Here is a 22,831-nt window from a genome sequence, read left to right as displayed (position 1 = left end):
TCTGCCGCCGACCCGGTGCGGCCCGGCCTGCTTCCGCCTTGTGGCGCCGATCAGTTGGGGCCTTCCCCGGGCGCGGCGCTGCTTCGCCGGACCGCGACGGCGGCCGGCCTGCCGGTTGAAGTCATCGACGGGTACGGCGAGTTGACCGGAGATGAAGACTCCGAACGGGGCTTCCGGGGAGCCCCGGGGCTCGCCATCCTGGTTGGCATGACCCGAACTCTACGCGCGTGGAAGTCCCGTGCCGTCGCCGTCGCCGTCCTCTCCCTGGCCACCCTCGCGCCCGTCGCCGTCGCCACCGAGGCGCAGGCCGCGGTGAGCGGCAAGGTGTGCGTCTCCGCCCTGCCGTCCCAGGCCCGGACCACCCTCGGCCTGATCGCCAGGGGCGGGCCGTTCCCGTACCGCCAGGACGGCGTGGTGTTCACCAACAAGGAGGGCGTGCTGCCCGCCCAGCGCTCCGGCTACTACCACGAGTACACCGTGGTGACCCCCGGTGCGCCGACCCGCGGCACCCGCCGGATCGTCACCGGCCAGCGGTCCCAGGAGGACTACTACACCAGCGACCACTACGCGACCTTCCGTCTGATCGACTTCGGCTGCTGACCGCACCCACCGCCCCGCCGGGCCCCGGCCGCCGGAACCCACGGCGTGCCGGGGCCCGCTCGCGTTCCGGGTGGTGCCGGTGGAGATCAAGATCCTGGCCGGCCGGAGCACCGCCCGGCGCGCAGAACCGACCGCCCGGGTGCGCGACGTGCCGGGCGCGCACATCGCCGTCCCGGCCGCGATCGGCGTCCAGGTCACCGAACTCGACCGCGACACGTACCGCTTCGTCCACCACCCGGGCCGTTGACGGCCGCTGACCTCCCGCGTCCTCCCGGGCCGCCACCGCCCCGCGCCGCTCGGCTACCGTCCGGTCGAGCACCGACGGTAAAGTGGCAGGCCGCGGAGGGGGGCGCAGATGGCGAAGGCGGCAGTGGGCGACGGAACGGGCGGGCCGGAGCAGCCGGGGGAGCCGGGGGAGCGCGCCTCGGCCATCGCCCGCCGACTGGACCGGCTGATGGCCCGTGAGGCGGCGAGGTCCGGCGGACGCCCCCCGGCCTACCGTGAACTCGCCGACCGGATCAACCGCCTGGCCGGCCGGGACGTCATCTCCCGCGACACCGTCCGCAACCTCCACCTCGGTCTGAACCAGAAGGGCCAGGCCTGCAACCCGACCGTGGACACCCTCGACTGGCTGGGCCGGGGCTTCGGGATCGGTGCCGGTGCGAGCTACTTCCTGGACGACGCGAAGGCCGCCGTGGTCGACGAGCAGCTCGAACAGCTCGAACGGGTCGCCGAGTTGAGGCAGGCGCTGGGCAATGACGGAGTGGTCAGCCTGGTCAGGCGGGCCTCGGCGCTCTCCGACGGAAGCCTGCGGGTGCTGCTCTCGCTCGCCGACAACCTCCGGAAGCTCGAACAGGACGCCGCGGGGGAGGGGGCCCCGTGAGCCAGGACGGCCGGCCCGAGGGCCCCGTGGGCCACGACGGCCGGCACGCCACCCCAGCCGACGGAAGATGACGGGTGCGCGCCGTGCACCCCTCGGATCCGCACCCGTAGAACGCCCCCGCCCCTAAGGAACACCCTCGCCTTGGTCTTCCCCCGTGGCCTGCGCCGACGCTGCGAACAGCGGCTCTCCGGCCTGAGCCTGCCCGTCCCCTTCACCGTCGAGGGCTTCCGCGCCGCGCTGGAACGCGAGCGGGGCCGACGCATCGTCATGGAGCCGCTGCCCGCGCTCGGCCCCGACCTCCCCTGCGGCCTGTGGATCGCGCTGCCCAGCATCGACGTCGTCTACTACGAGGAGCGCACCAGCCCGGCCCACCAGGACCTGATCAAACTGCACGAACTCGGCCACGTCCTGTGCGGCCACACCGGCACCCTGGAACTCACCCGGCTGGCCGCCCTGTTGCCCGACCTGACGCCCGAACTGATCGCCCAGCTGATGGGCGCGGGCCGGACGAGCTACCAGACCGCCGACGAGCAGGAGGCCGAGATGATCGCCCTGCTGCTGGCTGACCTGGTCGACGCCACCACCGACCCGAGCCCCGACTCCGACCGCCTTGCCGCGAGCCTGCTGCACCCGATCCGCCGGCCCCGGTGGAGGAGGCCCTGATGCGCCCCCTGTTCACCTGGCTGATGCCCGCGCTGATCTGGGCCGTCGTCATCTGGCGGGCGCCCTCGGCCTTCACCTCCCGGGCGAACCGCGCGCTGTGGGCGGCCTTCACCGCGATCGCCCTCGGGCTCAGCTGCCGGCCGGCGTTCGTCGAGCGGGCGCTCGGCGAGGTCACCGGCATCCGGGACGTCACCCAGCTGCTCAAGCACCTCGCCGGGGTCGCCGCGGCGTACTTCCTGCTGGAATACGTCCAGGCGGTCCGGCGGCGCCCGGAGCGGCCGGGCGCCGCCCGCGTGCGACTGCTGCTCACCGTGGCCGCGGGCCTCGCCCTGACCCTGCTGTTCGTCTTCGCCCTCCCGCACGACGCCGACGGCGCCTTCGGCATCGACGCACACTTCGGCGAACCAGGGGTCAAGGTCTACCTCTGCGTCTTCGACACCGTCTTCGCGCTGGCCAGCGCCCGGGCGATGATGCTGTTCTGGTCGAGCCGGGAGGCCGTCCCGCCCGGGGCGCTGCGGGCCGGGCTGACCTGCCTGGCCGCGTCCGGGGCCACCGGCCTGGCCTACGCGCTCTACCGCTACCACTTCATCATCACCAGCGGCAACGCGAAGGAGTTCGACGCCGACGGCAAGCCCGTACCGCTGCAGGACACGCTCAGCGAGCTGCTGCCCGCGCTCATGCTGGTGCTGCTCGTCCTCGGGGTCACCGTTCCGCCCGCCCGGACCCTGGTGGGCTACCTGCGCGACCAGTACGCGCTGTGGCGGCTGCACCCGCTCTGGGCGGACGTGGTGGCCGCCGTCCCGCAGGTGGTGCTCGGCACCCCGAGCAGCCGGTTGCGCGACCTGCTGACCGTCCGCGACCGCTCGGTCGAACTCGCCCACCGGGCCTTCGCCATCCGGGACGCGGCCCTGGTGCTGCGCGAGGACACCCCGGTGCCCGAGGCCGCCTCGACGGCCGGCGACGGTCCGGCGGCCGGGATCGCCTCGACGGCGGGGGACGGTGCGACGTCGGCCGGCGACGAGGACCTCGCCCGGGTCGAGGCCCGCTGGTTGCGCACCGCCGTCCGGCACCGGGCCCGGGCCCTCCCCGCCCCAGCCCCGCCCGCGGCCCTGGCCGCCACCACCGGCGGCCGCACGCCGCGCGAGGAGATCGCCTGGATGCTCAGCGTGGCCGCCGCCTACCGGCAGCTCGGTACGACCGAGGACGACCGACACTCCACCCCCTGACGCGAAGTCACTTCCCTGCCGCTGACCGTCCGCGCCGTCCGGCCCCGGACGGGAGGTGCCGTTTTCCCTCCGTGGCGATTATGATCGTCGCGCGGTGGGGGAGCCCGCCGCTACCAACCTGGGGGCGGGGATGTGCGGTTCGGGAAGCGGACGTGGCGGACGCCGATCCCGTGACACCGGTTGGAGCTAGCGGGCCGTAAGCGCCCGAAGAGTACGGCGGCCCCGGGGAACCGGGCCGACCGGCGGGGCGCTCCCGACCTACGGGGGTGGGCGGGAGCGCCGGCCGTCGGTCCGTCGAGGACTTGTCAAGGACCGGACAAACGATCAGGCTGTGTGGCCGGTTCCACCAACCCTCACGGACACCATGAACATCGGAGACCTGATGTCCCACGACATCGAAGCCCCGACCGACCCTCATCGGCAGCAGATACGCCGCACCCGGCGGATCCTCCACGCGATGACGGCGGTGGCGGTGCTGATCTCGGCCGCCCTCGGCGCCGAGGCGATGGCGGCCTCGCCCGCCGACGCCCCGCAGCCGCCCTCGACGGCCGACCAGGAGCACGGCATGCGGGCAGGCACGCCGTTCCAGGACCCGCCCGTCGCGGACACCACCGGCCACGGCGACCAGAACGTGACGATCACTCTGGACGCCACCCGCGGCCGGTTCGACGTCTCCGGGCGGGAGGCCTACGGCGCCTCCTACACCGGCTCGTACGTCGCCCCCACCCTCCACGTGAACCCCGGCTCGACCGTCACCATCCACCTGGTCAACCACCTTCCGGTGGCCACCAACCTGCACTTCCACGGGCTGCACGTCTCACCGGAGGGCCAGTCCGACGACCCGTTCCTGTGCGTCGCGCCCGGCGCCGACACCACCTACCGGCTGACGATCCCCGCTGACCACGCCCAGGGCACCTTCTGGTACCACAGCCACGCCATGGGCACCGCATGCCCGGGGCCGGGAGCCCAGGGCGTGCCGGGCACGACCGGGATGACGGGGCCGGGCATGGCGGGCATGACGGGCGACGTGGAGAACCAGATCTTCGCCGGCCTCTCCGGCGCCCTGGTCGTCGGCGACGACCGTACCCTGCTCCCGCCGGACCTGCGTCACATCACCGCGCACACCGTCGTCCTCAAGGACGTCCAACTGGACCGGGCCGGGAACATCCGGCAGAACGCCGGCACGACGTCGATCGACTCGAACAACCCGACCGTGCGCCTGGTCAACGGCCGACTGTGGCCGGTGCTGTCGATGCGGCCGAACGAGACCCAGCTGTGGCGCCTGGTCAACGCCGGGGCCGACATCTTCTACCGGCTCCGGCTCGACGGCTACCACTTCACCGTCGTGGGGGAGGACGGTACCCCGGTCGCCCGGGTGACCACCGCGGACGACCTGCTGCTGCCTCCGGGCAAGCGCTACGACGTCCTGGTCACCGCCGGCCCCCGCCCCGCCAGGACGAAGCTGCGCACCCTCGCCTACAGCAACGGCCCCCAGGGCGACGGCTACCCCGACACCGAGCTGGCGACGATCAGGATCGCCGGAGACCCGACCCACCGCCTCCCGGATCCCACCGGCAGCCTCCCGACCGCCCCCGCCGACCTCGCCGCCGCGCCCGTCGCCCAACGCCGCACCGTCGACCTGTCCGAGAGCGCCGACGGCGACACCTTCTACATCAACGGCCGGCAGTTCGCGGCGGGCGACTCCGTCTTCACCACCCCGGCGAAGCTCGGCACCGTCGAGGAGTGGACCATCGTCAACCACTCCGGCGAGGACCATCCCTTCCACCTCCACACCACCGCCTTCCAGGTCCTCTCCGTCAACGGCAGCCCCCGCCCCTACACCGCCCGCCAGGACACCGTCCCCGTCCCCCACGCCGTCGACGGCACCCCCGGCACAGTGGTCATCCGCATCCCCTTCGCCGACCACCCCGGGAAGTGGATGTTCCACTGCCACATCGCCGCCCACGAGGACCACGGCATGATGAGCTTCATCGACGTGGTCCGCTAGACGGCCTCTGACCTGCGGAAACGCCCGCAGGCCGAGCCGGCGGCGCGGTTGGCGAGTACGGCGGCGGTGACCTCCGGCACGGTAGGGCGCGCACCGAGGGGCAGAGGGTCAGGACCTCTCAAGGCGGCTGGACCCGACACGGTCGAGCCGGTCGCTCATGGCAGTGTTGCCGCCGCCGAAACGCCCGGGCCGTCCGCTGGGTGCACCTCCTCGTCGGCCGGGCCAGGCCAGATGGCCGAGATGTCGTCGCGGTGCTCGTGCGGCAGCAGTACCGGGCGTACGGGCACCGGCGCGGTCACGCCGCGTCGGGTCGCGGTCCAGGGGCGGCAGCGACCGGTGTAGCTCATGGTGACCAGGACGAAGACCTCGTCCGCGTACACCTCGACGTACTCGCCGATCGTCAGGATCCGCAACGAGCTCGGCTCACGGCCGAGTTCGGCTTCGTTGAGCAGGCTGCCGCCGGGGCCGTGCACCTGGACCCGGCCGTCCGTGCAGTCCACGGTCAGCGCCGGCTCGCCATCCTCGGACCGCAGGACGACGGAAGTCGGCCCGTCGATCGCCACGTCCCCGACCGCGTGCAACACCGGTCGGTCGGTGGGCCGGCCGAGCCAGTGGTCCAGGCCGTGCCACCACTGCAGTCGAGGAGCAGCGCCGTCCGGAAGCACCAGGGCCTTCGGCTGGGCGAGCATGCCACGGCAGGACGCCCCCTTGTCCTGCAGTCCAACCCGGCGGGGCACGGTGTGCAGCACCACCCGGGCCCCGTCCGGAGCGCCCACCACGCGTGGGGCGTAGGCGCCGGACGGGCCGACGGGGCCTCGGCGCTCCCAAGGGCCGTCCAGGCGCGGCGCGGTCCAGGCTTCGACCTGCCGGGTGGCGCCGATGCTGCCGAGCAGCAGCCAGCCGTCGTCCACCCGTTCCAGCACCGGGCACTCCAGCTCGTCCACGTCCCCCGGAGAGATCAACGGCGGGTGCACCTCCCAGTGTTCGAGGTCCGTGGAGGTGGCCAGCCCGACGCAGCCGCTGCGCGCCACGGGGAGGGAGGCGTCGCTGGCGCAGACCACCATGGTCCAGCCGGTGCCGTCGTCGTTGCGGACCACGAACGGGTCGCGCCAGGCCATGCCCTCGCCGGTGCGGTACCAGCGCGCATCGGCGCGGACCACCGGCTCGGCGCCGTGCCGCCGCCACCCGGTGCCGTCCGTACGGTCCGACCAGGCCAGGCCCACCGCCTGGAGAGGCCAGTTGGCGGGCGTGAGTCCTGAGACGCCGGTGTAGAACATCGCCATCCCGTCCCCGTGCGGGAGGGGATGCATGGTCCACACGGCCTGCTGGTCGAAGCGGCCGGGCAGGCCGGCGCCGAACGCCGTGCCCTGGGCCTGCCACCGCACCAGGTCGCGGGAGGTGGCCCGGCCGTAGGAGGTCTCCATCCGGGCGGCGTCGAAGTGCTCCGTCCACGGGCCCTGGAGGTGCAGGACGGTGTAGCCGTCACCGTCGGGGAGCACGGCGAAGTCGTTGAGGCAGAGGCCGGGCGGTGCGTAGCGCAAGGAACAGCTCCTGTCGGGCGATGGAAGCAAGCGCGTGCGTACGGAATTACCTCGCATCCTTGCCTCCGGCGAAGTGCCCTTAGTAGAGCCCAACGCAAACGCTTGCGCAACTGCCTTGCCCGGTTTACGGTCTGGTGACCTGCGGATCACAGCGATGTGTCCGAGCCGAAAGGAGCCAGAACCGTGACGGTGAGCATCACCGATGTCGCGAAGGCGATGGGAGTCTCCGCCTCGACCGTCTCCCGCGCGCTGCGCGGACGAGAGGGCGTGTCGGAGGAACTCCGCGCGCGGATCGTGGCCGTGGCCGCCGAACTCGGCTACACGGCCTCGCACAGCGCGTCGAGCCTGGCAAGCGGCCGGACGTCCAGCATCGCCGTCCTCGCGCCGTACGTCGGCCGATGGTTCTTCGGCACGGTGCTGGACGCGGCCGAGCGGGTGTTCAGCGCCGCCGGGTACGACGTGGTGCTGTACAACCTGGGCTCGGCGGAGACCCGCAACCGGTTCTTCGCCGAACTCCCGCTCCGCAAGCGGGTGGACGCGGTGCTGTCGATGCTGCTCCCGACGGAGGACGAGGCCGAGCGGCTACGCTCCCTCGGCATCCCGCTGGCGATCACCGTCGGCGGCCCCCGGCCCGGCTTCACCACCGTCGGCATCGACGACCGCGCGAGCGCCGAACTCGCCGTCCGGCACCTGGTCAACCTCGGCCATCGCCGGATCGGCCTGATCGGCACCCGTTCGACCGCCCCGCTGCACTGGACCACCCCCGACCTGCGCCGCCGCGCCTACCTGGACGTTCTCGCCGATGCCGGCATCGAGTACGACCCCGCCCTGGAGGCGGACGGGCAGTACACGGTCGACGGCGGCGAGCGCGCGATGACCGATCTGCTCGCCGCCACCCGGCAGCCACCGACCGCCGTGTTCGCCGAGTCCGACGAGATGGCCATGGGCGCGTTGCGCGCCCTGCGCGCGCACCGGCTCCTCGTACCGGACGACATCTCGATCGTCGGCTTCGACGGCCACGAACTCGCCGACGTCGTCGGTCTCACCACCGTCGCTCAGCCGGTCGCCGACCACGGCACCGAGGCCGCCGGTCTGCTGCTGCGGCGGCTCCAGGCCGCCGACGACGTCCCCGACTACCTCGAACTCCCCACCCGTCTGATCGTCCGCAACACCACCGCCCCCCACCGCAACTCCCTTGACGGAGGAACCTCATGACCGATTCCGGACGAACCGTCCGGCTGGGCCTGCTGCTCACCCTCACCGCCGTCACCCTCACCGCCTGCGGCGGCACCGGCACCGCGGTCAGGACCAGCGCGGGCAGCGGCACCGGCACCATCAGCATCTGGGCGCACCAGGGCCAGGACAGCGAGAACACCGCCCTGCAGAACGCGGTCGCCTCCTTCAACAGCTCGCAGAGCGAGGTCAAGGCGACCCTCAAGTTCGTTCCCGAGAAGGACTACACCAAGACGCTGACCGCCACCAGCGCCTCCGCCCTCCCGGACGTCCTGGAGTTCGACGGTCCGACCATGGCCAGCTTCGTCTACGACCACAAGCTCGCCCCCGTCGCCGACTTCCTCTCGCCCGGCACCGTCGCCAACGCCACCGACGCGGTGAAGGCCCAGTCCACCCTGGACGGCAAGCTCTACGGCCTCGGCATATACGACTCCGGTCTCGGCATCTACGGCAACAAGAAGCTGCTCGACGCCGCAGGGGTCAAGTACCCCACGGGACTTGACGACGCCTGGACCGCCGCCGACTTCACCGCCGCACTGCAGAAAATCGCCGCCGCCGACCCCGGACACAAGGCGCTCGACGTCAAGGAGGACTACGGCCTGGCCACCGAGTGGGGCAGCTACGGCTTCTCCCCGATCGTCTGGTCCGCCGGCGGCGCGCTGATCAAGCAGGGCAAGGCCGCGGGCGCTCTCGACGCCCCGGCCGTGGCAGGCGCGTTCAAGACCTTCCAGTCCTGGAAGCCGGTCATCGACCCCGACACCGACGGCAACGCCTTCGCCAACGGCCGGGTCGCCCTCAGCTGGTCCGGCCACTGGAGCTACCCCGCCTACAGCAAGGCGATCGGCTCCGACCTGGTGGTACTGCCGCTGCCCGACTTCGGAAGCGGCCCCAAGACCGGCCAGGGTTCCTGGGCCTGGGGAATAGGTGCCGGATCGAAGAACGCCAAGGCCGCCGGCAAGTTCCTGGACTACCTGATGGGCGACGCCACCATCAGCGCCATGACCGACGCCAACGGCGCGGTGCCCGCCACCAAGACCGTGCTGTCCAGCAGCCCGCTGTACAAGCCCGGTGGCCCGCTCCACCTGTTCGCCCAGGGCCTCTCCCAGCCCTGCGGCGACAGCACCATCAGCAAGTCCTGCGTCGCGGTCACCCGGCCCGTCACCGCCGGATACCCGGTCATCACCGCCCAGTTCAGCCAGGCGCTCAACGCCGTCTACGGCGGCGCGGACCCGCAGAGCGCCCTGACCAAGGCCGCCCGGGCGATCGACCAGGACTTCAGCGACAACAACGGATACTCCCTCAGCAAGTAGCCTCACGCGGCCGGGCGGCCCGTCCCCTCGGGCCGGCTGCCCGCCGGGAACAGGACCCTGTCCATGTCCATCACCGCCAGATCCCGAACCGTGCCGACACCGGCACCCGCCGCCGTTCCCGAATCGACCGCCCGGCGCCGGGCGGGCCGGGACGGACTGCACGGCCTGCTGATGTCGGTCCCCGCCCTGGCCGGACTGATCGCCTTCGTCGCCGTCCCCTTCGGCTACGCCGTCGTGCTCTCCCTCTACAACGCCCGGCTCGGCTCCGACCGCCCGCCCGTCTTCCTCGGCCTGGAGCAGTACCGCCGGATCCTCACCGACCCGGACCTCTCCGGCCAGTTCCTGCACGCCCTGCTCAACAACCTCACCTTCGCCCTGGCCGTCGTCCCGCTCCAGACCGGCCTCGCCCTGGCCCTCGCCGTGCTGCTCAACCGCAAGCTCAAGGGGATCGGCCTGTTCCGCTCGGTGTTCTTCCTGCCGGTGGTCTTCCCCATGGCCCTGGTGGCCGTCATCTGGCGGCTCATCCTCGCCCGCAGCGACCAGGGCATGCTCAACTCCCTGCTCCAGCACCTGAGTCTGGGCCACTGGGGGGCCTTCGACTGGCTGGGGTCCTCGCTGACCGCCATGGCCTCGGTCGCCGTCCTGTCCATCTGGCAGGGCGTCGGCTTCCAGATGGTCATCCTGCTGGCCGGGCTCCAGTCCATCCCCGGCGAACTCTACGAGGCCGCCACCCTCGACCGGGCGTCCCGCTGGCAGCAGTTCCGGCACGTCACCCTGCCCGGCATCCGCAACACCCTGGTGTTCGTCGCGCTGCTCACCTCGGTGCTGTCCTTCCGGGTGTTCGACCAGATCTACATCCTGGTCCGCGGCGGCGGCCTCAACGAGAACGCCACCCGGACCGTGATGTACGAGGCGGTGAGCACCGCCTTCGACGAGAACAACATCGGCCGGGCATCCGCCGTCACGGTCGTCTTCTTCCTGATCGTCCTGGCGCTGACCCTCGTCCAGCGCCGCCTCGTCCGACCCGAACAGGAGGACGCATGAACCCGCCGATCGGTGGCGGCTCCACCGCGGGCAGGACGGCCCGCCGGATCGCCGACTACACCGTCCTGAGCGCGCTCAGCCTGGTCTTCGCCCTGCCCGTGCTCTACCTGCTCATCGGCAGCTTCAAGCCGTCCGACCAGGTGCTCGCCGGCCTGTCCGGCTTCCTGCCGACCCACCTGTCCTTCCACAACTACGCGGCCGTGCTGCACAGCCTGTCCTCGGACAGCACCGGGTACTTCTGGCAGTTCATGGCCGTCTCGCTGATCGTGGCGTGCATCGTGGTGGCGGGCGGACTGGTCGTCAACTCGATGGCCGCGTACGCGCTGTCCAGGCTGCGCTGGCGCGGCCGGAGGCTGGTGCTCACGCTGGTCCTGCTGCTGATGCTGATCCCGTTCGAGTCGGTGGCCGTGCCGCTGTTCTACCTGTTCGACGGCCGGCGGAACACGGTGTGGATCCAGGCCATGCCGTTCATCGCCAACGCCTTCTCGATCTACCAGTTCCACACGTTCTTCCGGGCCATCCCGGCCAGCATCGAGGAGGCGGCGCGGATCGACGGCGCGGGACCGTGGCGCATCCTCTTCCGGATCGTCTACCCCATGAGCAAGCCCGCCTTCGCTTCGGTCGCGATCCTCACCTTCCTCACGCAGTGGGGCTCGTTCCTGTGGCCGGTGCTCATGGTGGACGACCCGGCCGTACGGCCCCTGCCGCTGGAGATGAGCGTGTTCCAGGGCCAGCAACCACCGGACTGGGGACAGATCCTGGCCTTCGGCGTCCTGCTCGTACTGCCCGTGCTGATCGTGTTCGCCTTCTTCCAGCGCTGGTTCATCCAGGGCGTCGCCAGCTCGGCCGTCAAGGGCTGACCGGCGGTTCCGGACGCGGCTGTCTCATCGACCGTTCGGCTATGGTCACCGGTTGGTTGACGTATCGTCAGTGCACGAGAGCCGTTCCGGCCATGGTGGACAACCGGGCCGGTCGGCCCTCGAACAAGGCCGTGGCGATGACGGGCAGGATCGACGGCCGGCCGGCCGGCCGGCGCGGCAGCGGACGGCATGGCGGCAGCTACGTGCCGCATGTCTGGCGGAGGTGTCCCGGGTTGCCCTCGGGCACGAGGTTCTTGTCCCGGCGCACGATGCTGACCTTGTCTCCCCAGCCTCGGCACGCGGTCTTCATACCGGAGTCGGTGTACTCGATGACGATCACGTTGTCGCCGAACGCGGCGGTGTAGTCGCCGCATTCGTTGTACTGGCCGCACTCCTCCACCACGGCGAAGTCGACGCCGACCTCCTTGCGGACCGGGGCGAGCTCCGGCGTGTTCTTCTGGCCGATGGCCAGGCCCTTCTCGTGCGCGTGGGCCGCGAGCAGGGAGAGGAACGCCTTGGCGTCGTCCGCGGTCAGCAGCCCGCCCGGCACCCGGGTGTAACTGTCGTAGTTGTCGGGATCGACGGCCCGGTATCCCTTGGCCGCGCACTCGTCGATCCAGGTGTTCACCTTCTGCGCGATCCGCTTGCGCTTGGCATCGGTGTGGACGTCCAGCACCGCCTCCCCCCACTCCTTGTCCATCACGACCGCGTCCGCCGCGTCACGGAGCAGCAGGTCGGCGTCCCACTCCTTCTCCGCACCGGGCTGGGCCTGGAAGCCGTTGACGTAGCAGATGTTGTAGAGGCCCTGCGCGGGCGGCGCCGTGTGGTCACGGGCGACGACGGTCACGCCCGGCGCAGGGGTGGAGGGACCACCGAGCTGGTAGTCGAAGCCCGCGTGTACCGGGGGAAGCGTCACCTGGGACGGTCGCCCGCCGGGTTCACCCGACGGCGTGCCGGGCGCAGTCGGCGCCCCCTGGGACGACGAGGGCGCCTCCTCGGGACTCCCGCCGCTCGAACAAGCGGTGGTGAGAAACGAGGTGAGGACGGCCGACAGCGTCAGCGCCACGACCGAGCGCGGGGAGAGAACCCTGTTCACATGCATGATCGATATTCCGGTTGTAGGGGGACCGAGTCTGCTTCGGACGCCGCGACCGGCCGGTGCACAGCCGCTGCCACCTGGCGCGTCATCGCCTCCTCCGATCCCTTGGAACGAGTGGACGGCTCTACTGTGTCCGACGCCGGATGAGCGGAGGATGAGGTACCGGAACGGGAGTCACCGGCGCCCGGCCGGCCCTCACGGTTCAGCCGCTCGTCCGCTCCGGCAGGAACAACTCGGCCACGGTCCCGCCTCCGGGGGCTTCGGACAGCCGAGCGGTGCCACCGTGGAGTTCGGCCACCCAGCGCACGATGGCCAGTCCCGTGCCGGTGCCGGTGCTCCCCGCTCCGGCGACCCTGCGCTCGAAGACCCGCTCGTGCTTCCCTGCCGGCACGCCGGGGCCGTGGTCGCGCACCGCGACCCGGCCGGCGGTGACCGTGACCTCGACCGGAGTGCCGCCGCCGTGGCGGAGGGCGTTCTCGACGAGGTTGCGGACCGCCTGGGCCAGCAGTTCGGGATCTCCCTCGACGACGACCGCCTCGGCGCTGACCGTCACTCCGTCCGTGTCCGGCAGCTCCTCCACGGTCTGCTCGACCAGTTGGTCCAGACGCAGTGGGGTGCGTTCGATCTCCTGGGTGCCCGCCTCGACCCTGGCCCGGGCCAGCAGTCCGGTGACCAGGCGCCCCAGCCGGTCGACCAGCCGGGTCGCCTCGTCCAGGGCTGCCGGTGCCCCACCCTCGGCGGTGTTGCCCTGCTCCACCACCACGCGCAGGGTGGCGAGCGGCGTGCGCAGTTCGTGTGCGGCTTCGGCGAGGAACTGTTCCTGCTGTTCGAGTCCGCGCAGGGCGGGTCGCATGGCGCGCCCGGTCAGCAGGTGGCCCACCGCGGCCGCCACCAGCACGAGCACGGCGCAGCCGGCGGCCAGCCACTCGACCAGCCGTACATGGTCCGCCTCGCTGCGCGCGGGGTCGGTCCCCACCAGGACGGCGGAGCCGAGGACCTTGCCGTCCCAGACCGGGGCCACGGCCCAGCGGTACGAACGGCCGTCGGCGGCGGGGGCGGTGACCACCACGGTTTCCTGCTCGTGCTGGACCGTCCGCCAGAGCTCCTCCAGCCGGGGCTGGTCCGGCAGGGCGGTTCGTGCGGGCTGGGCGTGGCGGAGCTGCGGAGCCGCGCCCGGGGCGGCCTGGATCACGCCGAGGGCCATGGCGTCGTCGGCGAGGCTGTCGTCGTAGATCCCGTCGAGGCGCAGTGCCCCGCCGTCGTCGTAGTAGAGCACTCGCGCCAGGCCGTCGGCGCCGTGGCTCACCGTGTCGTCCAGGCCACGGGCACGGGACCGGCCGTCGGCGTGGACGGCGATGGCGGCGAGCACCACCAGGCAGGCCGCGGTCGTGGTGGCGAAGAGCAGGGTCATCGCCCACCGGACGCGGTACAGGCGTGCGACGGCGGGCGTACGCCCGGTCACGGGCGATCGGCCGGATCGGCGAGGCGGTACCCGGCACCGCGGACCGTCTCGATGAGTTCGGGCGGCCCGAGCCGGCGGCGCAGTTGGCCGATGAGGACGTCGACGACGTTGGAGAGCGGCTCGGTGTGCTCGTCCCAGCAGCGCTCGATGAGCTCGCTGCGGGTGACCACCTCGCCGGCCCGCAGCATCAGCACCTCCAGCACCGCGAACTCCTTCGCGGTCAGGGTGAGCAGCACACCGGCGCGGCGCACCCGACGGCGGGGGAAGTCGAGTTCCAGGTCGCCGACCCGCAACTCGGGCAGCCGCGCGGGCTGGTCCCGGCGGCACAGCGTCCGCACCCGGGCGTTCAGTTCGGCGAACGCGAACGGCTTGACGAGGTAGTCGTCAGCGCCGTGCTCGAAGCCGGCCACCCGGTCGGCGACGGCATCGAGCGCGGTGAGCAGGAGCACCGGAAGGCGGGAGCCCGCCCTGCGCAGTGCGGCGACCAGTGTGAGCGCGTCCCCGTCCGGCAGGGAGCGGTCGGCCACCACGCAGTCGTAGGCGTTGACGGCCAGTTTGAGGTCGGCCTCGGCGAGATCACCGGCCAGGTCGACGGCGAATCCTGCCTCCCGCAGCCCCCGCACAAGCACCGGGGCCAGCCCCGCATCGTCCTCGATCACCAGTACGCGCACGACAGGTGAGCCTACCGGGTGAAGATCGGCCGCACGCTCGGCCGGGCGGTCCGCACCCGTGGAACGGACCCGGACCAGCGGCACCGCCCCAGCGGCACCGTCCCGGCGGCCGTTGCGATGGCGGCCACCCTCCTCGTCGCACTTCCCCTGGGCGGGGCGGTCGCCGTCCCAGGACGTTGCTCAGGGTTCGGCCCCGCCCGGCCTCTCCGTCGGGAGGCCGGGCGGAACCTTACCGGGCGGGGGCGAAGCCGCCCGAGACGGACGCGGTGCCGCCGGCCGACTGACTGTCGACGCGGTAGGCGTCGCCGCCGGCCGCGCGCACGCCGGTGGCGTGGTTGAACTGACTCGCGAACTCATACTGACCCGCCGGTACCGTGCGGCCCGGCTTGAGGACCCAGCGGTAGACCACCGCGCCGCCGGACTCCTGCACGGTGACGGTGAAGTCGTCGTTCGGCAGGGTCAGCCAGCTGCCCGTGCTCCGCACGTCCCCGGTCTGGGCGACGCGCATCTCCACGGTGAGCGAGGTGATCGGCTGGCCGGTCCTGAGGAGGAGGTTGTCCTGGCCCCAGTAGACGGTGCTGTGCGAGTCGACCGATCCCTCCGACCAGAGCGGCCCGTTCTGGGTCCGTCCGGTGGCCGACGGCCTCGGGGTCGGCCGCGCGGTCGGGGTGGAGGGTGCCGGGGCCGGTGCCTGGGTGGTGGCGGCCGGGGGCTCCGACGGGGTCGGCGTCGGGGTGCCCGTGGGGGTGGCCGGCACGGCGGTGGGTTCCGGCGACGCCGGGAACGTGCCGATTCCCGCCATGGCGAGACCACCGGTGGCCAGGATGCCGGCTGCCGCCAGGGCGGCGATCGCGGCCTTGGGCCAGGATCGCAGGCCCGAACGCGTGCGGTGGCGGCCGGCGGGGCCGGCCATGCCGCGCTGGACACGGGCCAGCATCCTCGCGCGGTCGGGCTGGTGGGCCCCGGCGGCCTCGCGCAGTTGCTGGGAGATGTAGTCGTTCACCGGTTCCTCCTTCCTGTGATCAGTTCGCCGACCGATCGCACTCCGAGTGCGCGTTGCAACTCGGCCATCCCCTTCGAGGTCTGACTCTTCACCGTACCGACCGATATGCCGAGCGCCGCGGCGGTGTCCTTCTCCGACAGGTCGAAGGCGTGGCGCAGCAGCACGCAGGCCCGCTTGCGGAACGGCAACCGGTCGAGCGCCGCGCGGACGTCGAGCACGGCCGCCGTGTCCGGTCCCGAGGTCTTCTCCGGGGTGCGGGACCAGAACAGCAGGACCCGGCGGCGCTCGCGGACCGCGCTTCGGATCCGGGCCCGGGCCATGTTGGCGACCACCCCGCGCGCGTAGGCCAGCGGGTGGTCGGCCGCACGGAGCCGGTCCCAGCGTTGCCACAGCGCGATCAGTGCGTCCGCGGCGATGTCGTCGGCCGCATCCGCCTCGCCGGTCAAGAGGTAGGCGAGACGGGCGAGTTCGGCGTAGTGGCGTTCGAAGAAGTCGTTGAACTCCGCGGACGCATCATTGAACGCATCATCGAGGAGCATGCCCCCTGACCGCCCTCTCCCTGCAATGTGATCGTTAACAAGCGGCATGAGCCTAGCAGTGCTCCGATCTGGGGCGGGGTGATGGTCACCCCCGTCGGCGACCACCCGCCGCCGGGCGAGCGGCGTGGTCAATGCCGGGCGAACTGGACGCGGGTCGGCTGGACGACGTCCGGTTTCACCGCGATCCCGTCGACGGTCACCTGCTCCCCGTAGATGTCGGTGACCCTGAGCGGTCCGCCGCACCCGGTGCCGTCGGGGGAGAGGAAGTAGTTGTAGTCGGTGCGGGTCAACTGCCGCCAGCCGCCGCCGGCCTGGACCTCCAGGGCGGCCACCGGGTTCCGGTGACCGATCACCTGGATCCCGCACCACCACTGGGAGGAGCCGGCCTTGTACCGGACCGACATGGTGGCGGGCGCCGTGCCCGGGCTCAGCAGACTCCAGGTGATGGGCAGGCGGCCCACCGAGAGGTCCGCGAGCTTGCTGAACGCCTCGTGGCTCAGGTCGAGCTGCCCGGGTGCGCAGGGCAGTGGGCACTCGTTGACGATCCGCACCGTGATGCTCGCCCCGTTGGCGGCCCGCACCAGCACGGAGGCCCCGCAGGCCTTGGACGTCTCGTAGTCGGTGAAGTTCATCGCCGCGATCATCATGTCGCCGGACGGCCCGAACGAGCAGGCGCCGTTGCCGTCGGCGGCGTCGTAGGAGGTCGCGACGCCCTGGTAGCTCGCTCCGGGCTTGATCCGCCCGGCCGGCGACACCGTGGCTGGGACGCTGCGGGCCTTGCCGGTGTCGGGGGACGGGGACGGGGTGGCTGTGGTGGCCGAGGGCTTCGGCGTCGGGGTGGTGACCGACGGCGAGGGAGTCGCCGTCGGCGAGGCCGTGGGGGTGGTGGCCGACGGCGTCGAGGGCGTCGGGTCGGCCGAGGCGCTGACGGCGGGCGGTGCGCTCGCCTCAGTGGCGGCGACGGAGGCGGCGGCCGGCTCGGCGGAGACGGCGCCGCCCCCGCTGCTCGGCAGCAGTGCGAAGGCCAGGAAGACCAGCACACCGACCGCCACCAGCGCCAACGGTATGCCCATGATCAGCCCACGCCTGGGGTACGGCTGTGGGGCGGCATGCTTCGTTGCCTTCATTCCCGTCCGTTCGTTCGACTCGGTGTTGCGCTGGTCAGTGGTCGCCGGAGCGGGAAAGGTTGCCGCTCCGGCGAAGGTTTTTTCCGGGCCCCGTGGGCGCCTCGCCCTCGGTGCCACCCGTCGGTTGCCGCCGTCGGCGGAAAGGTTGCCGCGTTCCCTGCGGGAGATGCGGGAGGGGTGCCTCTCGGGAGAGAGGCACCCCTCGACGGGTGGTTCCGGGCGGTTCCGGGCTCAGCGGGCCAGCAGCACCAGGACGAGTACGACCAGGGCCGGCACGGTCTGCACGAAGAGGATCTTCCGAGAGGAGGTCACGGCGCCGTACACCCCCGCGACGGCGACACAGGACGTGAAGAAGACCCGCGTCTGGAATCCGATCGGGTCGTCGGCGAACGCCCCCCAGAGCAGCCCGGCCGCCAGGAAGCCGTTGTACAGGCCCTGGTTGGCGGCCATCGCCTTGGTCGAGACCGCGAACTCCTGTGTCGTCCCGAAGGAGGCCCGGGCCTTGGGAGTGGTCCAGAGGAACATCTCCAGGACCAGGATGTAGACGTGCAGGAGGGCGAGCGCGACAACCGCAATCACGGCAACTGTGGACATAGCGGGCATACTATGCGTCAGCGCGGGCCGGAACCGGCCACGATCGGAATCCGCCCGGAACCACTCCGCATCGGATCCCGTACGGCCGCGTTCCCGCCACGTTCACGCGGGGCCGAGGGAACGCGGCAGGACGGGCGCGGTGTGGGAACACCGCGCCCGTCCGCTTCTCACTACCGGAGCCGGGTCAGGAACCGGCCCGGCGCTTGTTGTAGACGTCGAAGCCCACGGCCGCGAGCAGCACCAGGCCCTTGATCACCTGCTGGTAGTCGGTGCCGACGCCGACCAGCGACATGCCGTTGTTCAGCACGCCGAGCACCAGGCCGCCGATGATCGCGCCCATCACGGTGCCGACACCGCCACTGGCGGAGGCGCCGCCGATGAAGGCGGCCGCGATGGCCTCCAGCTCGAAGTTGATGCCGGCCTGCGGGGTGCCGGCATTGAGTCGAGCCGCGAAGACCAGACCGGCCAGCGCCGCGAGGACGCCCATGTTGGTGAAGGCGAGGAAGACCACCCGCTTGCTCTTCACGCCGGACAGCTTGGCCGCCGCCTCGTTGCCGCCGATGGCGTAGGTGTGCCGGCCGATGATCGAGTTGCGCATCAGGTAGCCGAAGCCGACCAGCAGGGCGCCGAGGATCAGCAGGACGATCGGCACGCCGTGGTAGCTGGCGAGCAGCAGGGTGAACACCAGCACGGCCGCCGTGATCACCGCGAGCTTGGCGAGGAACAGCCCGAGCGGGAGCACCTCCAGGCCGTACGAGGCGGTCTGCCGCCGCCCGCGCAGCTCCTGGACGACCGCGACGACCAGCACCGCGAGACCGATCAGCAGGGTGAGGTTGTGGTAGTTGGTGTGCGGGCCGACCTCGGGGAGGAAGCCGCTGCTGATGTTCTGGAAGCCCTTGGGGAACGGCGCCACCGACTGGCCCTGGAGCAGGATCTGGGTGCCGCCGCGGAACAGCAGCATGCCCGCCAGGGTGACGATGAACGACGGGATCCCGAGGTAGGCGATGAAGAAGCCCTGCCAGGCGCCGGCGAGGGCGCCGATCACCAGCGCAGCCAGTGCGGCCACCGGCCACGACACATGGTGCTCGACCATCATCACCGCGGCGGCGGCCCCGACGAAGGCGGCCAGCGACCCGACCGAGAGGTCGATGTGCCCGGCGATGATGACGATCATCATGCCGATCGCCAGGATCAGGATGTAACTGTTCTGCTGGATCAGGTTGGTGATGTTGAGCGGCTGGAGCAGGATGCCGTCGGTCCAGATCTGGAACAGCACCACGATCAGCGCGAGGGCGACCAGCATGCCGTACTGGCGCACGTTGCCGCGCAGCGCGCGGGTCAGTACGGCGCCGATGGACGGACTGGGGGCCGACTCGGGCCCCTTCTGGGTGGAGTCCGGGATGATGTCGGTCTGGGCCATGCCTCACACCTGCTCGTTGCTGGATGCGGCGCTCATGGTCATGAGCCGCATGAGGGATTCCTGGGTGGCGTCGGCGCGGGCGACCTCGCCGGTGATCCGGCCTTCGGCCATGGTGTAGATCCGGTCGCACAGACCCAGGAGTTCGGGGAGTTCGGACGAGATGACGAGCACGGCCTTGCCCTGGGCGGCCAGCTCGGCGATCACGGTGTAGATCTCCGCCTTGGCGCCGATGTCGATGCCCCGGGTGGGCTCGTCGAGGATCAGCACCTCGGGTTCGGCGAAGATCCACTTGCTGAGGACGACCTTCTGCTGGTTGCCGCCGCTGAGCGTGCCGGTCCGGGTGAACACCGTCGGGGCCTTGATGTTCATGGTCCGCCGGAACGATTCGGCGACCTTGCTCTCCTCGTGCCGGTCGACCTTGCCGAACCGGGCGACCTTGCCGAGCGCACTCAGCGAGATGTTCCGGCTGATGTCGTCGATCAGGTTGAGACCGAAGTGCTTGCGGTCCTCGGTGACGTAGGCGATGCCGTGCCCGATGGCCTCCGGCACCGTCCGGGTGCGGATCTCCTGGCCGTGCATCAGCACCCGTCCGCCGCTCCAACGCCCGTACGAGCGGCCGAAGACGCTCATCGCGAGCTCTGTGCGGCCGGCGCCCATCAGGCCGGCGACGCCGACGATCTCGCCGCGCCGCACGTTCAGCGAGGCGCCGTCCACGACGGTGCGCTGCTGGTCGATCGGGTGCCGGACGGTCCAGTCCTCGATCTCGAAGGCGACCTCGCCGATCTCGGGGGTGCGCTCGGGATAGCGGTGCTCAAGGTCCCGGCCGACCATGCCGCGGATGATCCGGTCCTCGGAGATGCCCTCCGGGCCGATCGCGATGGTCTCGATGGTCTGTCCGTCGCGCAGGATGGTGACGGCGTCGGCGACCCGGGCGATCTCGTTGAGCTTGTGCGAGATGATGATGCAGGAGATGCCCTGCGCCTTGAGCTCCAGGATGAGGTCGAGGAGCTTGCGGCTGTCCTCGTCGTTGAGCGCGGCGGTCGGCTCGTCCAGGATGAGCAGCTTGACCTTCTTGGCCAGCGCCTTGGCGATCTCGACCAGCTGCTGCTTGCCCACGCCGAGGTCGGCGATCCTGGTGTGGGGGCTCTCCTCAAGGCCGACCTGCCGGAGCAGTTCGGCGGCGTGGGTGAGGGTCTTGTGCCAGCTGATGATGCCCCGGGAGGCGTGCTCGTTGCCGAGGAAGACGTTCTCGGCGATGGAGAGGTAGGGCACCAGGGCGAGTTCCTGGTGGATGATGACGATGCCGCGCTGTTCGCTGGCGCGGATGTCCTTGAAGCGGCAGGGCTCGCCCTCGAAGAGGATCTCGCCCTCGTAGCTTCCGTGCGGGTAGACGCCGCTGAGCACCTTCATCAGGGTGGACTTGCCGGCGCCGTTCTCACCGCAGATGGCGTGCACCTCGCCGGCCGCCACGGTCAGGTTGACCTCGGAGAGCGCCTTGACGCCGGGGAACGACTTGCTGATAGACCGCATTTCGAGAACGGGTCCAGCCATGGTTCTGCGTCCGTATCGTTCGGGGCGGTGCGTTGGGGAACCCGTTGGGCGCCCGGGGGTTCGTCCGGGCGCCCGACACACCGCCGGTTCGGCTCGGGGCCCGTCGGGCGGGCCCCACGGGCTACTTGAGCTGGTCCGCGGTGTACTGACCGCTGTCGACCAGGACCTTCTGGTAGTTGTCCTTGTCGACGCTGACCGGCTGGAGCAGCTGGGCAGGGACCACCTTCACGCCGTTGTTGTACTGGGTGGTGTCGTTCACCTCGGGCTTGCCGCCGGTCAGCAGTGCGTCACCCATCTGGACGGTGACCTTGGAGAGCTGGCGGGTGTCCTTGTAGACGGTCTGGGTCTGCTCGCCCGCGATGATCGACTTCACCGAGGCCAGCTCGGCGTCCTGGCCGGTGACGATGGGCAGGGACTTGGCGGAGCCGTAGCCGACGCCCTTGAGCGAGGAGAGGATGCCGATCGAGATGCCGTCGTACGGCGAGAGCACGGCGTCGACGTGGGCGTTGGTGTAGGCCTTGCTCAGCAGGTTGTCCATCCGGGACTGGGCGACGCCGCCGTCCCAGCGCAGCGTGGCGACCTGGTTGAAGTCGGTCTGCCCGCTCTGCACGACCAGCTTCTTCTGGTCGATGTACGGCTTGAGGACGCTCATCGCGCCGTTGAAGAAGAAGCCCGCGTTGTTGTCGTCCGGCGAGCCGGCGAACAGCTCGATGTTGAACGGGCCCTTGCCGTCCTTGAGGCCGAGCTTGTCGGCGATGTACTGGCCCTGCAGGACGCCGACCTTGAAGTTGTCGAAGGTCGCGTAGTAGTCGACGTTCTGGGTGCCGCGGATCAGCCGGTCGTAGGAGATGACCGGGATGTGGGCGTCGGCCGCCTTCTGCAGCACGTTCGTGAGGGAGGAGCCGTCGATCGCGGCGATCACCAGCAGCTTGGCGCCCTTGGTGATCATGTTCTCGACCTGGGAGACCTGGTTCTCCACGACGTTGTCGCCGTACTGGAGGTCGGTCTTGTAGCCCTTGGCCTGGAACTCCTTGACGATGTTGTTGCCGTCGTCGATCCACCGCGCCGACGACTTGGTCGGCATCGCGATGCCGATGAGTCCGCCCTTGGCGTCGCCCTTGGCGGCCCCGTCGCCGACTCCGTTGGAGCTCTGGCCGCAGGCCGCCAACGAGAGCGTCAGGCCCACCGCGACGAGACCCGCTGAAAGCTTCCGCACGTGATTCCTCCATGGTGATGATCCGCGACCGGGACAGCACACCCCTGACTGGGAGACTGGGAGTGGTCGGGCAGGGCCGGTCGGAGCGGTCTCCTCACGCTGTTGGGCGTCGGGGTGGCGATACCTCTGACCTGGCGTGAAATGAAGTGTTAACGCTCACAAGAGCGGCGTCAAGGGTCCTTGGGTCACCGTTGGATCGCGATGTACCGACAGCCGGTCAATCGGGGTGCGCGCCGGCTGCGCCGGGTGCTCCGGAGCGGTCCCGGGGTGAACGTTCGGTGAATGACGCTTGAAGATCGAGGCCGGCAAGGCGAGGCGTCCGCCTCCCGTCGAGGTCGGGAAACGGGCGTTCGCCTGCCGGTCCGGGGGGCCAGCCGGTGGCGAGGGTCAAGCCGCAGGCGCCGAGGGTGGGGTTGACGGGCCGGAAGGAGCTGGTGCCGCCGGAGGTGCGGTCGCCGGAGCCGCCGGAGGTGACCCCCGAGGCCTGGCTGCCCGAGATGCACGAACCGCCGGAGCCGCCCCGACCCTCAGGGTCTGCCGGCCGCGCGTCGGGACTGTGGGGGGTGATCCCGGTCGTCGTCAATCTCCTTGCCTGGCCAGGTATCTGCCGGAACATCGGAGCGCGGCTTTCCGGAGCGCGGCCTTCCGGGGGCGGCGTCCGGCGTGATGTGTCGGAGGTCTTGACGGGGCGCGGTCCGGGCGGGCACTGTCCCGGCCAGGAACCTCCACCTCCCGCCATGGCCGCCACCCGCTGCCGTGGCGCGGATTGTTAGCGCTCACT

21 protein-coding genes are annotated in these 22,831 nt (G+C 71.1%); 10 read left to right on the top strand and 11 right to left on the bottom strand.

Annotation, left to right across the window (positions count from 1 at the left end; translation table 11 throughout):
- The first annotated feature begins 207 nt into the window (after positions 1-207).
- The 6 genes from ACZ6Z8_RS01560 (at position 208) to ACZ6Z8_RS01535 (ending at position 5,380) form a co-directional block, all read left to right on the top strand.
- Positions 208-600 (top strand): ribonuclease, encoded by a 393-nt coding sequence (locus ACZ6Z8_RS01560; protein WP_465605181.1) that lies wholly within the window; start codon positions 208-210, stop codon positions 598-600.
- Between the two features lie 79 nt (positions 601-679).
- Positions 680-847, top strand: a complete 168-nt coding sequence (locus tag ACZ6Z8_RS01555; RefSeq protein WP_465605179.1) for a hypothetical protein — start codon at positions 680-682, stop codon at positions 845-847.
- Between the two features lie 108 nt (positions 848-955).
- Positions 956-1,483, top strand: coding sequence for a hypothetical protein (locus ACZ6Z8_RS01550; RefSeq protein ID WP_465605176.1), 528 nt, complete (start codon positions 956-958; stop codon positions 1,481-1,483).
- Positions 1,484-1,624: 141 nt separating this feature from the next.
- Complete coding sequence (locus tag ACZ6Z8_RS01545) at positions 1,625-2,146, top strand: hypothetical protein (protein WP_465605174.1); 522 nt, start codon at positions 1,625-1,627, stop codon at positions 2,144-2,146.
- Complete coding sequence (locus tag ACZ6Z8_RS01540) at positions 2,146-3,372, top strand: MAB_1171c family putative transporter (RefSeq protein ID WP_465605171.1); 1,227 nt, start codon at positions 2,146-2,148, stop codon at positions 3,370-3,372. Before ACZ6Z8_RS01545 ends, ACZ6Z8_RS01540 begins: the two co-directional genes overlap by 1 nt.
- Positions 3,373-3,736: 364 nt before the next feature.
- Positions 3,737-5,380, top strand: a complete 1,644-nt coding sequence (locus tag ACZ6Z8_RS01535) for a multicopper oxidase family protein (protein ID WP_465605168.1) — start codon at positions 3,737-3,739, stop codon at positions 5,378-5,380.
- Between the two features lie 155 nt (positions 5,381-5,535).
- Here the strand turns inward: ACZ6Z8_RS01535 and ACZ6Z8_RS01530 are convergent, their stop codons facing one another.
- Positions 5,536-6,921 (bottom strand): glycoside hydrolase family protein, encoded by a 1,386-nt coding sequence (locus ACZ6Z8_RS01530; RefSeq protein ID WP_465605165.1) that lies wholly within the window; start codon positions 6,919-6,921, stop codon positions 5,536-5,538.
- Positions 6,922-7,104: 183 nt separating this feature from the next.
- Here ACZ6Z8_RS01530 and ACZ6Z8_RS01525 point away from each other — a divergent pair, with 183 nt between their 5' ends.
- The 4 genes from ACZ6Z8_RS01525 (at position 7,105) to ACZ6Z8_RS01510 (ending at position 11,368) form a co-directional block, all read left to right on the top strand.
- Complete coding sequence (locus tag ACZ6Z8_RS01525; protein WP_465605163.1) at positions 7,105-8,136, top strand: LacI family DNA-binding transcriptional regulator; 1,032 nt, start codon at positions 7,105-7,107, stop codon at positions 8,134-8,136.
- A complete protein-coding gene (locus ACZ6Z8_RS01520) occupies positions 8,133-9,464 on the top strand; it encodes a type 2 periplasmic-binding domain-containing protein (protein ID WP_465605160.1) in 1,332 nt (443 codons plus the stop codon). The genes ACZ6Z8_RS01525 and ACZ6Z8_RS01520 overlap by 4 nt, the downstream gene beginning before the upstream one ends.
- 63 nt (positions 9,465-9,527) lie before the next feature.
- Positions 9,528-10,508: a carbohydrate ABC transporter permease gene (locus ACZ6Z8_RS01515; RefSeq protein ID WP_465605157.1), complete on the top strand. Its 981-nt coding sequence runs from the start codon at positions 9,528-9,530 to the stop codon at positions 10,506-10,508.
- On the top strand, positions 10,505-11,368 hold the full coding sequence (locus ACZ6Z8_RS01510; protein WP_465605155.1) for a carbohydrate ABC transporter permease: 864 nt from the start codon (positions 10,505-10,507) through the stop codon (positions 11,366-11,368). Before ACZ6Z8_RS01515 ends, ACZ6Z8_RS01510 begins: the two co-directional genes overlap by 4 nt.
- Positions 11,369-11,567: 199 nt before the next feature.
- Here the strand turns inward: ACZ6Z8_RS01510 and ACZ6Z8_RS01505 are convergent, their stop codons facing one another.
- The 10 genes from ACZ6Z8_RS01505 to chvE all read right to left on the bottom strand — a co-directional run bounded on the left by ACZ6Z8_RS01505 (position 11,568) and on the right by chvE (position 22,050).
- Positions 11,568-12,470 (bottom strand): endo alpha-1,4 polygalactosaminidase, encoded by a 903-nt coding sequence (locus ACZ6Z8_RS01505; protein WP_465605152.1) that lies wholly within the window; start codon positions 12,468-12,470, stop codon positions 11,568-11,570.
- A gap of 199 nt (positions 12,471-12,669) precedes the next feature.
- Positions 12,670-13,878, bottom strand: a complete 1,209-nt coding sequence (locus ACZ6Z8_RS01500; RefSeq protein ID WP_465605149.1) for a sensor histidine kinase — start codon at positions 13,876-13,878, stop codon at positions 12,670-12,672.
- A gap of 47 nt (positions 13,879-13,925) precedes the next feature.
- Positions 13,926-14,600, bottom strand: coding sequence for a winged helix-turn-helix domain-containing protein (locus ACZ6Z8_RS01495; RefSeq protein WP_465605146.1), 675 nt, complete (start codon positions 14,598-14,600; stop codon positions 13,926-13,928).
- Between the two features lie 229 nt (positions 14,601-14,829).
- Positions 14,830-15,603, bottom strand: a complete 774-nt coding sequence (locus ACZ6Z8_RS01490; protein ID WP_465605143.1) for a hypothetical protein — start codon at positions 15,601-15,603, stop codon at positions 14,830-14,832.
- Complete coding sequence (locus tag ACZ6Z8_RS01485; protein ID WP_465605140.1) at positions 15,600-16,142, bottom strand: SigE family RNA polymerase sigma factor; 543 nt, start codon at positions 16,140-16,142, stop codon at positions 15,600-15,602. Before ACZ6Z8_RS01485 ends, ACZ6Z8_RS01490 begins: the two co-directional genes overlap by 4 nt.
- Before the next feature lie 128 nt (positions 16,143-16,270).
- Positions 16,271-17,215, bottom strand: a complete 945-nt coding sequence (locus tag ACZ6Z8_RS01480; RefSeq protein ID WP_465605138.1) for an expansin EXLX1 family cellulose-binding protein — start codon at positions 17,213-17,215, stop codon at positions 16,271-16,273.
- 285 nt (positions 17,216-17,500) lie between these two features.
- Entirely contained in the window at positions 17,501-17,863 is a 363-nt protein-coding gene (locus ACZ6Z8_RS01475) for a DUF1304 domain-containing protein (protein ID WP_465605135.1), read from the bottom strand.
- A gap of 184 nt (positions 17,864-18,047) precedes the next feature.
- Positions 18,048-19,283, bottom strand: coding sequence for a multiple monosaccharide ABC transporter permease (gene mmsB / locus ACZ6Z8_RS01470; protein WP_465605132.1), 1,236 nt, complete (start codon positions 19,281-19,283; stop codon positions 18,048-18,050).
- A gap of 3 nt (positions 19,284-19,286) precedes the next feature.
- Positions 19,287-20,834 (bottom strand): multiple monosaccharide ABC transporter ATP-binding protein, encoded by a 1,548-nt coding sequence (mmsA, locus tag ACZ6Z8_RS01465; protein WP_465605129.1) that lies wholly within the window; start codon positions 20,832-20,834, stop codon positions 19,287-19,289.
- 121 nt (positions 20,835-20,955) lie between these two features.
- Entirely contained in the window at positions 20,956-22,050 is a 1,095-nt protein-coding gene (gene chvE, locus ACZ6Z8_RS01460) for a multiple monosaccharide ABC transporter substrate-binding protein (protein WP_465605126.1), read from the bottom strand.
- Positions 22,051-22,831: the final 781 nt, after the last annotated feature.

It is taken from the genome of Kitasatospora sp. NPDC101108, assembly GCF_055584725.1.
Note: the sequence above shows the minus strand (reverse complement) of the source record. Positions and strands in the feature narration are given on the sequence as shown.